The sequence below is a fragment of the Klebsiella sp. 10982 genome (genome assembly GCF_048589245.1).
Lineage (GTDB): Bacteria > Pseudomonadota > Gammaproteobacteria > Enterobacterales > Enterobacteriaceae > Klebsiella > Klebsiella quasivariicola.
The window spans coordinates 79,068-91,344 of sequence record NZ_JBMAXV010000010.1 but is presented as its reverse complement, the minus strand read 5'-3'; the positions used below and the strand labels follow the sequence as shown (position 1 = coordinate 91,344).

Here is a 12,277-nt window from a genome sequence, read left to right as displayed (position 1 = left end):
AATGGCGATGAACGGAACAATCACAACGTGGTTTAAAGATAAAGGTTTTGGATTTATCAAAGATGAAAACGGCGAAAATCGTTATTTTCACGTGATTAAGGTCGCCAATCCTGATCTTATCAAAAAAGACGCGGCGGTGACTTTCGAACCTACCACCAACAATAAAGGGCTGTCGGCCTACGCGGTGAAGGTCATTCCGGAGAGCAAATATATCTATATTGCCGGCGAGCGGCTGAAGCTGACCTCCATCAAATCCTATGTGGTGTACCGGGAAGAAGAGCCGGTGGAGACCCGCGTCGATAAAGAAAACGCGGTGCTGTCGGTTGGGCTGCTGATGAACAGCATCCGGCCAAAATCCACGGTGCAGCCGGGAGAGATGCGCTCGGTGAAAAAGCTGGCGATCACTACCTTTCAGGGGACAACCCTGATCTTCTCGGAAGACGAAATCGATATCGATGCCACGGTAAAACTGCTTAAGGTGTAAGCCCCGGCGCGCGGTTTCCCGCGCGCCCGAAGATCTGCCCGATAGCCTACCCGCCATCGCCCCATCCGGTGAGGGGCGATGCGCCTGACAGCCGATAAGGATGCCGCCGCCATGCCCGTTAATTTCGACTTCAACGATCTCTACGCCTTTCGCGCCCTGATGGAATATGGCAGTTTTCGGCTGGCGGCTGAATCCATCTGCCTGTCGCAGTCGGCCCTTAGCCGACGCATCGAAAAGCTGGAGACGGCGCTGGGCAACCGGCTGTTCGAGCGTACCACCCGGCGGGTGACCCTCACGCTGTATGGGCAAAATTTTGCCGAACGTTCGGAGCAGCTGCTGGCCCATGTCGAGACGGTGCTGGCGGATATCAGCCAGGTCAGCAAGGCGCGCACCGGACTGGTGACGGTGGCAACGGTGCCCTCCGCCGCCTACTACTTTATGCCGGAAATCATCCGCAGCTTTCAGGCGCGTTATCCCCAGGTGCGCATCCGCTTGATTGACAGCAGCGTCGGCAATGTAATTGAGGCGGTCAGCAGCGGACAGGCTGACTTTGGCCTCTGTTTTGCCAAAAACCTGCCAGCCAGTATCGAATTCACCCCTCTGGCCGACGACCGCTATGTGGCCGCCTGTCGGTACGATCATCCGCTGGCACGCAAGACGCACCTTAGCTGGCAGGCGTATTTTGAACAGGATTATATTGGCCTCGATCGGGTCTCGGGCAACCGGACGCTGCTCGACCGGGAGCTGGCGCATCTGACGCCGGCGCGGCCAAGTATCTGCGAAACCCGCCACGTCACCACGATGCTGGGGATGGTGGAGGCGGGCATCGGCATTGCCGCCGTGCCCGCGATGTCGATGCCCGCCGGGGAGCATTCCGTTCTCCGCGCCGTGCCGCTCACCGACCCGGTGGTCACGCGCACGGTAGGTCTGATCCGCCTCAGCGGCCGTATTCAGTCCTACGTGGCGGCAGAGCTGGAGAAGCTGATTATTGAACAGTATCCTTCTGGCTGACCGGCGCGGCGGCGGCCACGCTCCGCATACCGGTGGCATGGATGGTCTCCTGCGCCGCCGGTGAGGCGAGATACGCCAGCAGCGCCTTGCCTTCCTGCGGGTGGTCGGCGCTGATGGTCACCGCCCCGGCAAAGCGGGTGATGTACTGCAGGTTATCCGGCAGTTCGCCGACAAAGGTCACGCCGGGTACCGGCAGCAGTTCGCTCACCTGCTGAAAACCGATCGCATACCGTCCCTTCGCCACTTCCGAGGCCACCGGAATGCGCTCCACCATCTGCGCTTTGCGCTGCATCGCGTCATCAATGCCCAGGGAGTGGAACAACGTCGAGCTGACATAGCGTCCGCTGGCGCTGTCGGAGTAAGCGACCGACGGCGCCGCCAGCAGCGTCGCCCGCAGCTGGTCTGCGCTGTGGATAGCCGGCAGCGGCGCCCCTGCCTTCACCACCACGCCGATCGGCGAGTCGGCCAGCTCCCGGCGCGAATCCGGTTGCGTACGGCCCGCTTTCTCGAGGCTGGTCAGCGCGTCCCCGACCATAATCACCACGTCCGCGTGTTCGCCCCGCGCCAGGCGATTAGGGATCGCCTGCGGCGTTTTCCCCATCGACGGGCCGGGGATCACCACGAGGTGGTTGCCGGTTTGTTTTTCCCACGCCGGGTCGACAGCGTGACGATCAGCCCCTTGCGCCGCCCTACCTTGTCGATGTAGGCGCCAAGCACAATGGCGCCGATGGGGCGCATCAAAAAACCGGCGCCAAAGACCGCGAAGGTCATCATCAGCGAGGCGAATTCACTGCTCGCCGGAAAAAAGGTATGTGCGATGTAGGTGGCATAAAACCCGAACAGGAAAAAGTCGAACTGTTCGAGAAAGTTACCGGACGTGACGCGCAGGATGGCGCCGATCCGGTCACGGGTACTCATCAGTGAGGTTGTCGAATGCATGCAGGTCTCCAGTTTGTTATCCACGCGTTGTCGCGCGCCTGTTGCTGAAGACTGAAACAGAACCGGGAACGAAATAAGCGTAATAAACGCATCCATTAATGCATTTTACGCATTAATAACATTTAAATAATTAACATTACTTTTATATACAATCATTTAACACAACCCATTAAGACGGCGCCGGCCAGCGTGGCAGAAAAGCCAGTTTTCCGTTTTGTGACCGAGGCCAGGGTACGTCGCCAAGGCAGTCAGGCGCGCAGGAGTCAGGGCCACCCCGGCTCAGGAAGCCTCATGCACCAGCATCTGCAACAGCGAGATCAGCCAGCGGGTAGCCTCGCGCTTCCCGCTGCGTTGGTGGGCGTAAATTTTGACGTCAAACGGCGGAACCGGAAACGGCAGCGGGAAAATGGTCAGCCGGGCGGCGCGGGCCATCGTCTCCGCCGCCCGCCGGGGCAGCGCCATCAACAGGTCGCTCTGCTCAATAATAAAGGGCGCGCTCAGCATCGAGGGGGTTTTCATCGCCACCTGCCGGGAATACCCCTGCCGTTCCAGTTCGCAATCCAGCACCCCCTGCTGCTCATTCCACGGGGTCACCACCAGATGTCGGGCCGCAAGGTAGGCGTCGAGGGTCAGCGCCGTCCGGTCGGCCTGGCTGATGACCACATATTCGTCCCGCAGCCAGTTAATCTCCTCGAGATCGGGATGGGCTGGCTGGTCGGGGGTATTGAACCCGAGGGCAAGATCGACCTCGCCCGCCAGCAGCTCGGTCAGCGCCGGGCTGTGGGGCAGATAACGGAGTTCAAACCGCAGCCCGGGCGCATCGCGCTGCAGGTGGTGCATCAGCGTCGGAAAGACGCAGAACGCGGTGAAATCGGTGATCGCAATCTGCATGCAGTCGGTGCTGGCGGCCGGCACAAACGCCGCCGGCGGCGTCAGCTCCTGGTTGAGAAACTTCAGCGCCGAAGCAATCGAGGGCGCCAGCTGGCTGGCATAGACGCTGGGGCACATCCGGTGGCCTTCGCGGTAGAACAGCGGATCGTTGAGGGCGCTGCGCAGCCGGGAGAGCGCATGGCTCAGCGCCGAGGTGCTCATCGCCAGCTCTTCTGCCGCCAGACGCACCGAGCGGTAGCGATAGACCGCGTCAAAGACCGGCAGCAGGTTGAGGTCAATCCGGCGCAGGACAGGATGCATAATATTCATCGTTTGCTGATTTCATTGCACTTAATTCTTTTCACAATACCGCTTATGCTCAGGGTCAGCAATTTTGTTTTCCCTTAAGACTACTCAGACAGGACGACCCATGAGCATTACGATCCGCCAGGCCACCCCGGACGACGCCACCGCTATTTACGACATGATTTATGAACTCGCGGTCTACGAGAAAGCCCCCGAAGAGGTGGTGACGACGGCAGAGGAGATCAGAGAGACGCTGTTTGGCAACGGCAGCAAAACCGAAGCGCTGATCTGCGAGGTGGCGGGCAAAGCGGTGGGCTACGCGGTGTTCTTCACCAGCTACTCCACCTGGCTTGGACGCAATGGTATCTATATGGAGGATCTGTACGTGACCCCCGACTATCGCGGGATCGGCGCCGGCAAAGCGCTGCTGAAAACCATCGCGCAATATGCTGTACAGCGTCAGTGCGGGCGTCTGGAGTGGAGCGTGCTCGACTGGAACCAGCCGGCGATTGATTTCTATCTGAGCATTGGCGCGCAGCCGCAGGATGAGTGGGTGCGTTATCGCCTCACGGGCGATGCGCTGCGGGCCTTTGCGGAGTAAAGCGGCTCGCCAGCAGGTCGGCGCCAGGCGTCGACCTGCTGGCCGCGGATCAGGCTTCGACCGCGCTATTCTGCAGCTGCGGACCGGCCAGCGCCAGACGCGCGCCCGCTTCGGTATCGCTGTACTGCTTAAAGTTATCCATAAACAGCTGAGCCAGACTCTCGGCCTTCTCCTGCCACTTCTCCGCTGAGCTCCAGCCATTACGCGGATCCAGCACCGCGCTGTCTACCCCAGCAATGCTCTGCGGGATCGCAAGATTGAACACCGGGATGGCCTCATCGCGCAGCGGGCCGGTGGTGCCGTTGAGGATCGCGCTAATGATGCTGCGGGTATCGCGCAGCGACAGGCGTTTGCCCTCGCCGTTCCAGCCGGTATTGACCAGCCAGGCTTCGGCACCGGATTCCGCCATCTTCGCCGCCAGGACGCTGGCGTACTGGGTCGGGTGAAGCAGCAGGAACGCCGCGCCGTAGCAGGCGGAGAAGGTCGGCGTCGGCTGGGTAATACCGCGCTCGGTACCCGCCAGCTTCGAGGTGAAACCCGACAGGAAATGGTACTGCATCTGCTCGGTGGTCAGACGGGAGACCGGCGGCAGGACGCCAAACGCATCGGCGGCAAGGAAAATCACCTTTGACGGATGGCCCGCGCGGGACACCGGCTTGACGATATTGTCGATATGCGACAGCGGATAGGAGACGCGGGTGTTTTCAGTTTTGCTGCCGTCGGCATAATCCACGCTGCCGTCGGCGCGCACCACCACGTTTTCCAGCAGCGCATTGCGGCGGATGGCGCCATAAATCTCCGGCTCCGCCTGCGGGTCGAGATTGATGGTCTTGGCGTAGCAGCCGCCTTCAAAGTTAAACACGCCGTCATCGTCCCAGCCGTGCTCATCATCGCCGATCAGCTGACGATGCGGATCGGTCGACAGGGTGGTTTTCCCGGTCCCGGAGAGGCCGAAGAACAGCGCCACGTCCCCTGCTTCGCCACGGTTGGCCGAGCAGTGCATCGACGCGATGCCTTTCTGCGGCAGCAGATAGTTCATGACCGAGAACAGCCCTTTCTTCATTTCGCCGCCGTACCAGGTGCCGCCGATGAGCTGAATACGCTCGCTCAGATTAAAGGCGACGAAGTTCTCGGAGTTCATCCCCTGCGCCTGCCAGTTGGCATTGGTGCAGCCCGCGCCATTGAGCACCACGAAGTCTGGCGTAAAGCTGACCAGCTCGTCGGCGCTCGGCACGATAAACATGTTTTTGACAAAGTGGGCCTGCCACGCCACCTCGGTGACGAAGCGTACACCAAGACGGGTGTCCGGGCTGGCGCCGCACCAGGCGTCGATGACGTACAGTTTTTTGCCACTCAGCTGGCCCGCCACCAGGCTTTTCAGGCTGCGCCACACCTCTGGCGATAACGGTTTGTTGTCATTGCGGCCGAGGCCGGAGTCTGCCCACCAGACGGTGTCGCGAGTCTGTTCGTCCCGGACGATGTATTTATCGCGCGGTGAACGGCCGGTGAAGATCCCGGTATCAACAGCGACGGCGCCAGAGTCGGTCATCACGCCGCGGGCCGCGCCGGTCAGCTCAGGAGCGGTTTCATGTGCAATAAGCAAATCGTAATCAGGGTTGTAAAAGAATTCGCCGCTTGCATTAATCCCCAGCTCCTGCAGAGCCATTTTAACTGATTCAATTTGTTGTGACATGGAACTCCTGACAAACTATTTAAGGTAAGAGGCCTGGGTTATTCATTGCTTTCGTCATCGTCGCCGGCTATTTAATAAGATAAATCCTGGGCAATGAAATAAAGCAATAAATAAACGTGAGTCGCGATTTCATATCGTGCTCTTGTAGGGTCGCCGATACGTATTCATAAATCTCAACTTTCCAAAAAATGTTAACACCTGTCGATAATTATGTTAATTGCATAGTTTCTATGCGCTATGCTAAAATTGCATAGCCTTTATTGCGTTTTTGAGGACTGGATCGGTGTTGGCAAATCTGGAAGTAAAATGGCTGTATGATGTGATTGCTCTCGAGGAGTCACGCAGCTTTACCCTGGCGGCCAAAGCCCGCAACATCTCTCAGTCCTCCTTCAGCCGACGCATCCAGTCGCTGGAGGCCTCCCTCGGATTCAGCATCTTCGATCGCAGCGCCAACCCCCTGCAGCTGACCAACCGTGGCAAAATTTTCGTCGGCTATGCGCGAAATATGCTCGACGATATGGATTTTCAGATCAGTCGTATTAAGGGGTTAAATAACACGACCCAGAAAATAAGAATTGATGCCGCCCCGTCGCTGTCGGTGTTATTACTGCCGGAGATCATCGCCGGTTACACCGACCGTAAAAATAAGACTTTTCATGTTGAATCGATTAACGTCAACGACGCCGTATTTAACCTGAAAGAGGGAAAAAGTGATTTTATCCTCTCCTTCTATAATGAAGAATTAATGAACTATCCGTTTATTAATCATAAAATTTTTGATTCTTACCTGCATCTGGTCTCCCCCTGCGACGAACATGGCCGGCCGCTGTTTCATTTACATCGCGGCGTGCTGCCGCTGATGAAATACGCCAACGACAGCTATATGGGGCGCCAGGTGAACCAGGTGATCGACCGCACGCCGGAGATCACCTTCTCCCTCACCTTTGTCTCTTCCATGAGCGAGCTGCTCAAGCGCATGATCCTCAATGGCGACGGCGTGGGCTGGCTGCCGCAATACTCTATTCAGCGCGAGCTGGACGAAGGCCGACTGACGATCCTCGATGACCGCCTGTCGCTGCCGATCGGCGCCTGGCTCTACCGCTCCGGCTCGCGGCTTAACCAGGCCGCCGAACGTTTCTGGCAGCACATTAAAACCCGTAACGAACCGCGGGAATAACCCCCTCAGCCGCCGATCCCCAGATATGCCTTACGCACCTCCGGGTCGTTGAGCAGCGCCTGGCCGCTGCCGCTCAGGCGGATCTGGCCGTTCACCATCACGTAGGCGCGGTCCGACAAACTCAGGGCATGGCGGGCATTCTGCTCCACCAGAAACAGCGTCATCCCCTGGGCCGTCAGCTCGCGCAGGATCTGAAAAATCTGCTTCACCACCAGCGGCGCCAGCCCCAGGCTCGGCTCATCCAGCAGCAGCAGACGCGGTCGGCTCATCAGCGCCCGGGCGATGGCCAGCATCTGCTGCTCGCCGCCGGAGAGGGTCATCGCCCGCTGTCCCCGCCGCTCTTCCAGCCGGGGGAACAGCTGATACATTCGGGCCTTGTCTTCGGCCTGATAGCGGTTGCCGATGGCAATGGTCCCCATCAGCAGGTTCTCCTCGACGGTCATATCGGGAAAGATGCGCCGCCCTTCCGGGGCCTGGGCGATGCCGTTGCTGGCGATAAAGTGGGTCGATTTCCGGCTGATCGCCTCCCCGCGATAGAAAATCTCCCCGCCGGCAATGCGCGGCTGGCCGAAGACCGACATCAGCAGCGTTGATTTACCGGCGCCGTTGGCGCCGATCAGCGCCACCGTCTCCCCCTCGTTGACGGTGAGGGAGACCTGCTTCAGGGCCTGGATCGGCCCGTAGAAGACATCCACCTCATTAAAGGCAAGCAGTGGCTGGCTCATCGGCGCGTCTCCTCTTCCTCAGCGCCAAGATAGGCGGCAATCACACTGGCGTTGGCCTGGATCGTCTGCGGCGCGCCGCGGGCGATGACGTCCCCGTGATCGAGGACGATGATATGATCCGAAATCTCCATCACCATCCCCATATCATGCTCGATCAGTAGTACCGTGATGCCGTGCTGCTGGCGCAGAAAGCGAATAATCCGGCTCAGCGCCTGGGTTTCCACCGGGTTGAGGCCGGCGGCCGGCTCGTCCAGACAGATCATCTCCGGGCGGGTACACATGGCGCGGGCGATCTCCAGCCGCCGCTGCTGACCGTAGGAGAGGGTCCCCGCCAGACGGTTGGCGCAGTCCACCATCTCCACCACCTCCAGCCAGTAAAAAGCGCGATCCAGCGCCTGACTCTCCGCCTGCCGATAGCCACGGGTATTGAGGATCCCGGCCAGCAGATGGCGGTTAACCTGGGTGTGCTGGGCCACCAGCAGGTTCTCAATCACCGACATCTCGCGGAATAAGCGAATATTCTGGAAGGTGCGCGCCAGGCCAGCGCGGTTCACCAGATGGGTGCCACCGAACATCTTGTAATAGATCCGCCGCCCCAGCTGCGCCGGGTGGAGAAAATCGTCCGGGTGAAGCTTCTGCCCCAGCACCTGAATGACATCGGTGACCTTTTCCCGCGCCCGCAGCACAATACTGCCCCCCGTCGCCCGGTAAAAACCGGTCAGGCAGTTAAACACCGTGGTCTTGCCCGCGCCGTTGGGGCCGATCAGGGCGGTGATCGACCCGCGCTCCACCTCCAGATTGACATCATTCAGCGCTTTGATGCCGCCGAAATGCATCATCAGATGCTCCACGCGTAAGATGCTGTCGGTCATGGCGCGACTCCTTTTCGCAGTGCGACCCCGCTGCGGCTGGTGCGCACCAGGCCGCGCGGCCGCCAGATCATCATCATCACCATCAGCACGCCGAACAGCAGCACCCGATATTCGTCAAAACCGCGCAGCAGCTCCGGGGTGACCGTCAGGACAAACGCCGCCAGCACCACCCCGAGGGTGGAGCCCATTCCCCCCAGCACCACAATCGCCAGGATCAGCGCCGACTCAAAAAAGGTGAACGACGTCGGGTTAACAAACCCCTGATAGCTGGCGAAGAACACCCCGGCGATACCGGCGGTCGACGCGCCGAGCATAAACGCCGAGAGCTTCACCAGCACGTGGTTGAGCCCCATCGCCCGACAGGCGATCTCATCCTCGCGCAGCGCCTCCCAGGCGCGGCCGATGGGCATCCGCGTCAGACGATGTTTCACCAGCAGCACCAGCATCACCACCAGGCACAGCACGGCGTAGAGAAAGATGAATTTCAGGTTGGGATTGTAGCTGACGTGGAAAAACTCATGGATGGGGATGCCGCCATCTTTCGCCCGGCGGGTAAACTCGAGGCCAAACAGCGTGGGCGACGGCACCGGTACGCCGTTAGGGCCGCCGGTGAAGCTCACCCAGTTGTTAAGCACCAGACGAATGATTTCGCCAAAGCCAAGAGTGACGATAGCCAGGTAGTCGCCATGCATGCGCAGCACCGGAAAGCCCAGCAACGCCCCGGCGAGGGCCGCCATCACCGCCCCCAGCGGCAGCATCGCCCAGAAGCCGAGGCCCAGGTACTGGTAGCCCAGCGCCAGACCGTAGGCGCCGATGGCGTAAAACGCCACATAGCCCAGGTCGAGCAGGCCCGCGAGGCCCACCACGATATTCAGCCCCAGGCCGAGCAGGACGTAGATCAGCCCAAGGATCGCCACGGTCAGCAGGTATTTGCTGGCGAGCAACGGAAAGGCAATGGCCAGGACCACCAGCAGCGGCATTATCCAGCGCAGCCGCGATCGGTAGCCCGGCAGCCGGACGTACACCCCGTCATCCGCCCCCTCAAAGCGGGCAATAAAGGCCTTGCCCCGCCGGCTCTGCAGCAGCAGGCTGAGCGCCAGCCTGCCGGCCATCACCACCGCCACCAGGATCGCCACCCGCGCGGGCGCGAGGGTAAAACCATACCCTTTGAGCACCACGCCGACGATCGGGCCAAAGACAATTAACGCGCAAAGACCGGCCAGCACGCTGTCGATCAGCGCGCTTTTGATACCCCGCGCAGGCTGGCGCGTCAGTTCACCCATAAAGCCTCCTCAGACCTTGGCCACCAGCGGGCGTCCCAGCAGCCCCTGCGGGCGAAAAATCAGGATCGCCACCAGCAGCGCAAAGGAAAAGACATCTTTGTAATCCGAATTCACCAGCCCGGCGAACTGGGCTTCGGCCACCCCAAGCAGTAGCCCGCCCAGCATCGCGCCAGGCAGCGAGCCGATCCCGCCCAGCACCGCGGCGGTGAAGGCTTTTATGCCGATAATAAATCCGATATAGAAGTCGAAAGTGCCGTAGTTCATGGTCACCAGCACGCCGGCCAGGCCGGCCATCGCCGCGCCGATGACAAACACCAGGGAGATCACCCGATCGGTATTAATGCCGAGGATCGCCGCCATGCGCCGGTCCTGCTGGGTGGCGCGACAAATGCGCCCCAGCCGGGTGTACTGGATAATCCAGGTCAGGATCAGCATCCCCACCAGCGCCGCGACGAGGATAAAAACTTTGGTCCAGGTGATCTGCACCACCCCATCGCCCACCGTCATGCGCAGCGCGCCGCTGAGCAGCGTCGGGATCCCCTGCTGGTTCGGTCCCTGGCTCAGCTGGACATAGTTCTGCAGGATCAGCGACATCCCGATAGCCGAGATCAGCGGCGCCAGCCGCGTCGAGTTGCGCAGCGGCCGGTAGGCGATGCGCTCGATCGCCCAGCCGTATACCCCGGTGACCACGATGGTGAACACCAGGGTGGCGAAAATCAGCAGCGGAAAGGAGTGGATCCCGAAAAAAGAGAGCAGCGCCAGGCCGATGGCGCACAGATAGGCGGAGACCATATACACCTCGCCGTGAGCGAAGTTGATCATGCCGATGATCCCATACACCATGGTGTAGCCGATGGCGATTAAGCCGTACACCGCGCCCAGCGTCAGCCCATTGATCAGTTGTTGCAGAAAAAACGCCGTCATAGCCCCTCCAGCCGCCAGGCAGACGGCCGCCGGGTTCAATCCCCGGGCGACCGCCGTCGTGTGACGATTCGCAAGTCAAAAGGACAGAGCGTCCTCAGGTCGTGGCCGATCAGAGCTGGTGATATTTGCCCTTGTCGTCCCACTGATAGACCACGTAGTCAGACACCTTGAGGTCGCCTTTGCCATCCCAGGCTTTCTTGCCCATCACCGTCTCGACGTCGTGGCTCTTCAGCCAGTCGCTGGCTTTGGCGTTATCGGTGCCTACGGCGTTCCAGGCCGCGGCGATAGCCTGAATGGAAGCGTAGGCGTAGAGGGTATAGCCTTCCGGCTCAAAGCCGCTGGCGCGGAACTTCTCGATCACCGCTTTGCCGTCCGGAAGGGTGCGCGGATCCTGACCAAAGGTCATCAGCACGCCGTTGGTGAACTGCGGCCCGCCGGCGGCCGTCACCAGCTCCTCGGTGACGATACAGTCGCCGGAGAAGAATTTGGCCTGCACCCCCTGCTCGCGCATCTGACGCACCAGCGGGCCCGCTTCCGGATGGCAGCCGCCAAAGTAGACCACGTCCGGCTTGAGGGCGCCGATCTTGGTCACCAGGGCGTTAAAGTCTTTTTCACCGCGGGAGAGGCCTTCGTACAACACTTCTTTGGTGCCGCGCTTCGCCAGCGCCGCGCGGGTGGCATCGGCCAGCCCCTGACCATAGGTGTCTTTATCGTGGATCACGGCAATTTTCTTCGCCTTCAGCACGTCCAGCATATAGTTGGCGGCAATCACCCCCTGCTGGTCGTCACGGCCGCACATGCGGAAGAGATCTTTCATGCCGCGCTCGGTGATCTGCGGGTTGGTCGAGCCGGGGGTAATGGTCAGGATCCCGGCTTCGTCATATACCTCGGAGGCCGGCATCGTCGAGGAAGAGCAAAAGTGCCCCACCACGGCGGAGACTTTCGCTTCATCCACCAGCCGGTTGGCCACTGCCACCGCCTGCTTCGGTTCGCACGCGTCATCCCCCTGCACCAGCACAATCTTTTCGCCTTTGATGCCGCCGGCGGCATTGATATCGGCCACCGCCTGCGAGGCCCCCTTCCAGTACTGGGCGCCGTAGGTGGCGTTGGGGCCGGTAAAAGGCCCGGCGACGCCGATCTTCACGTCGGCCTGGGCGTAAAAGGCCATGCTCATACAACCTGCTATCACAACATGAAGCGTCATTGTTTTCAGTTTCAAAGACATTCGGATATTCCTCAGCGATGTAAAGCCTGGCGTCATGGAATGACGCAGAAAATATCACTTACCGTGTGGTGCCGACGCAGGCGCAGCGCCAGGACGGCCAGGGTGGAAGAAGCAAAAATCCCGCCAGGAAGGAGTGGAACACCGAAGAGCAGACGCCCCGGTCGGTA

General features: G+C 60.3%; 11 protein-coding genes and 2 pseudogenes. 4 read left to right on the top strand and 9 right to left on the bottom strand.

Features of this window, described 5'->3' with window-relative positions; translation table 11 throughout:
• Position 1: 1 nt before the first annotated feature.
• Positions 2-484, top strand: coding sequence for a cold-shock protein (locus ACKLKD_RS11085; RefSeq protein WP_004203243.1), 483 nt, complete (start codon positions 2-4; stop codon positions 482-484).
• A 111-nt stretch (positions 485-595) separates the two neighbouring features.
• Positions 596-1,495, top strand: a complete 900-nt coding sequence (locus ACKLKD_RS11080; protein WP_080896809.1) for a LysR family transcriptional regulator — start codon at positions 596-598, stop codon at positions 1,493-1,495.
• On the opposite strand, the pseudogene ACKLKD_RS11075 reads toward ACKLKD_RS11080, so the two are convergent.
• The 3 genes and pseudogenes from ACKLKD_RS11075 to ACKLKD_RS11065 form a co-directional block, all read right to left on the bottom strand.
• Positions 1,470-2,150: pseudogene (locus ACKLKD_RS11075) on the bottom strand (substrate-binding domain-containing protein); the annotation flags it as partial. The gene ACKLKD_RS11080 and the pseudogene ACKLKD_RS11075 overlap by 26 nt on opposite strands.
• 2 nt (positions 2,151-2,152) lie before the next feature.
• Positions 2,153-2,434, bottom strand: a pseudogene (locus ACKLKD_RS11070) (MFS transporter); the annotation flags it as partial.
• A 279-nt stretch (positions 2,435-2,713) separates the two neighbouring features.
• Positions 2,714-3,634 (bottom strand): LysR family transcriptional regulator, encoded by a 921-nt coding sequence (locus ACKLKD_RS11065; RefSeq protein ID WP_087804705.1) that lies wholly within the window; start codon positions 3,632-3,634, stop codon positions 2,714-2,716.
• A gap of 100 nt (positions 3,635-3,734) precedes the next feature.
• Between ACKLKD_RS11065 and ACKLKD_RS11060 the strand changes: the two genes are divergently transcribed.
• Positions 3,735-4,211: a GNAT family N-acetyltransferase gene (locus tag ACKLKD_RS11060; RefSeq protein ID WP_012967800.1), complete on the top strand. Its 477-nt coding sequence runs from the start codon at positions 3,735-3,737 to the stop codon at positions 4,209-4,211.
• Between the two features lie 49 nt (positions 4,212-4,260).
• On the opposite strand, the gene pckA is transcribed toward ACKLKD_RS11060, so the two are convergent.
• Positions 4,261-5,904, bottom strand: coding sequence for a phosphoenolpyruvate carboxykinase (ATP) (gene pckA / locus ACKLKD_RS11055; protein WP_025714881.1), 1,644 nt, complete (start codon positions 5,902-5,904; stop codon positions 4,261-4,263).
• Between the two features lie 283 nt (positions 5,905-6,187).
• On the opposite strand from pckA, the gene ACKLKD_RS11050 reads away from it, so the two are divergent.
• Positions 6,188-7,081 (top strand): LysR substrate-binding domain-containing protein, encoded by an 894-nt coding sequence (locus tag ACKLKD_RS11050; protein WP_008804342.1) that lies wholly within the window; start codon positions 6,188-6,190, stop codon positions 7,079-7,081.
• Between the two features lie 5 nt (positions 7,082-7,086).
• On the opposite strand, the gene ACKLKD_RS11045 is transcribed toward ACKLKD_RS11050, so the two are convergent.
• The 5 genes from ACKLKD_RS11045 to ACKLKD_RS11025 all read right to left on the bottom strand — a co-directional run bounded on the left by ACKLKD_RS11045 (position 7,087) and on the right by ACKLKD_RS11025 (position 12,053).
• A complete protein-coding gene (locus ACKLKD_RS11045; RefSeq protein WP_025714880.1) occupies positions 7,087-7,806 on the bottom strand; it encodes an ABC transporter ATP-binding protein in 720 nt (239 codons plus the stop codon).
• Positions 7,803-8,678 carry an ABC transporter ATP-binding protein gene (locus tag ACKLKD_RS11040; RefSeq protein ID WP_080896687.1) on the bottom strand — a complete coding sequence of 292 codons (876 nt, stop codon included), beginning with the start codon at positions 8,676-8,678 and terminating at the stop codon, positions 7,803-7,805. The genes ACKLKD_RS11045 and ACKLKD_RS11040 overlap by 4 nt, the downstream gene beginning before the upstream one ends.
• Positions 8,675-9,961, bottom strand: coding sequence for a high-affinity branched-chain amino acid ABC transporter permease LivM (gene livM, locus ACKLKD_RS11035; protein WP_025714879.1), 1,287 nt, complete (start codon positions 9,959-9,961; stop codon positions 8,675-8,677). The genes ACKLKD_RS11040 and livM overlap by 4 nt, the downstream gene beginning before the upstream one ends.
• 9 nt (positions 9,962-9,970) lie before the next feature.
• Complete coding sequence (locus ACKLKD_RS11030) at positions 9,971-10,885, bottom strand: ABC transporter permease subunit (RefSeq protein WP_004175489.1); 915 nt, start codon at positions 10,883-10,885, stop codon at positions 9,971-9,973.
• 109 nt (positions 10,886-10,994) lie between these two features.
• Positions 10,995-12,053: a branched-chain amino acid ABC transporter substrate-binding protein gene (locus ACKLKD_RS11025; RefSeq protein ID WP_165931860.1), complete on the bottom strand. Its 1,059-nt coding sequence runs from the start codon at positions 12,051-12,053 to the stop codon at positions 10,995-10,997.
• Positions 12,054-12,277: the final 224 nt, after the last annotated feature.

Bases quoted from the DNA above. Each gene is read 5' to 3' on its own strand.
- livM (WP_025714879.1), bottom strand. From the start codon at position 9,961: ATGGGTGAACTGACGCGCCAGCCTGCGCGGGGTATCAAAAGCGCGCTG.
- ACKLKD_RS11045 (WP_025714880.1), bottom strand. From the start codon at position 7,806: ATGAGCCAGCCACTGCTTGCCTTTAATGAGGTGGATGTCTTCTACGGG.
- ACKLKD_RS11080 (WP_080896809.1), top strand. From the start codon at position 596: ATGCCCGTTAATTTCGACTTCAACGATCTCTACGCCTTTCGCGCCCTG.
- ACKLKD_RS11040 (WP_080896687.1), bottom strand. From the start codon at position 8,678: ATGACCGACAGCATCTTACGCGTGGAGCATCTGATGATGCATTTCGGC.
- pckA (WP_025714881.1), bottom strand. From the start codon at position 5,904: ATGTCACAACAAATTGAATCAGTTAAAATGGCTCTGCAGGAGCTGGGG.
- ACKLKD_RS11025 (WP_165931860.1), bottom strand. From the start codon at position 12,053: ATGGCCTTTTACGCCCAGGCCGACGTGAAGATCGGCGTCGCCGGGCCT.
- ACKLKD_RS11030 (WP_004175489.1), bottom strand. From the start codon at position 10,885: ATGACGGCGTTTTTTCTGCAACAACTGATCAATGGGCTGACGCTGGGC.
- ACKLKD_RS11085 (WP_004203243.1), top strand. From the start codon at position 2: ATGGCGATGAACGGAACAATCACAACGTGGTTTAAAGATAAAGGTTTT.
- ACKLKD_RS11065 (WP_087804705.1), bottom strand. From the start codon at position 3,634: ATGAATATTATGCATCCTGTCCTGCGCCGGATTGACCTCAACCTGCTG.
- ACKLKD_RS11060 (WP_012967800.1), top strand. From the start codon at position 3,735: ATGAGCATTACGATCCGCCAGGCCACCCCGGACGACGCCACCGCTATT.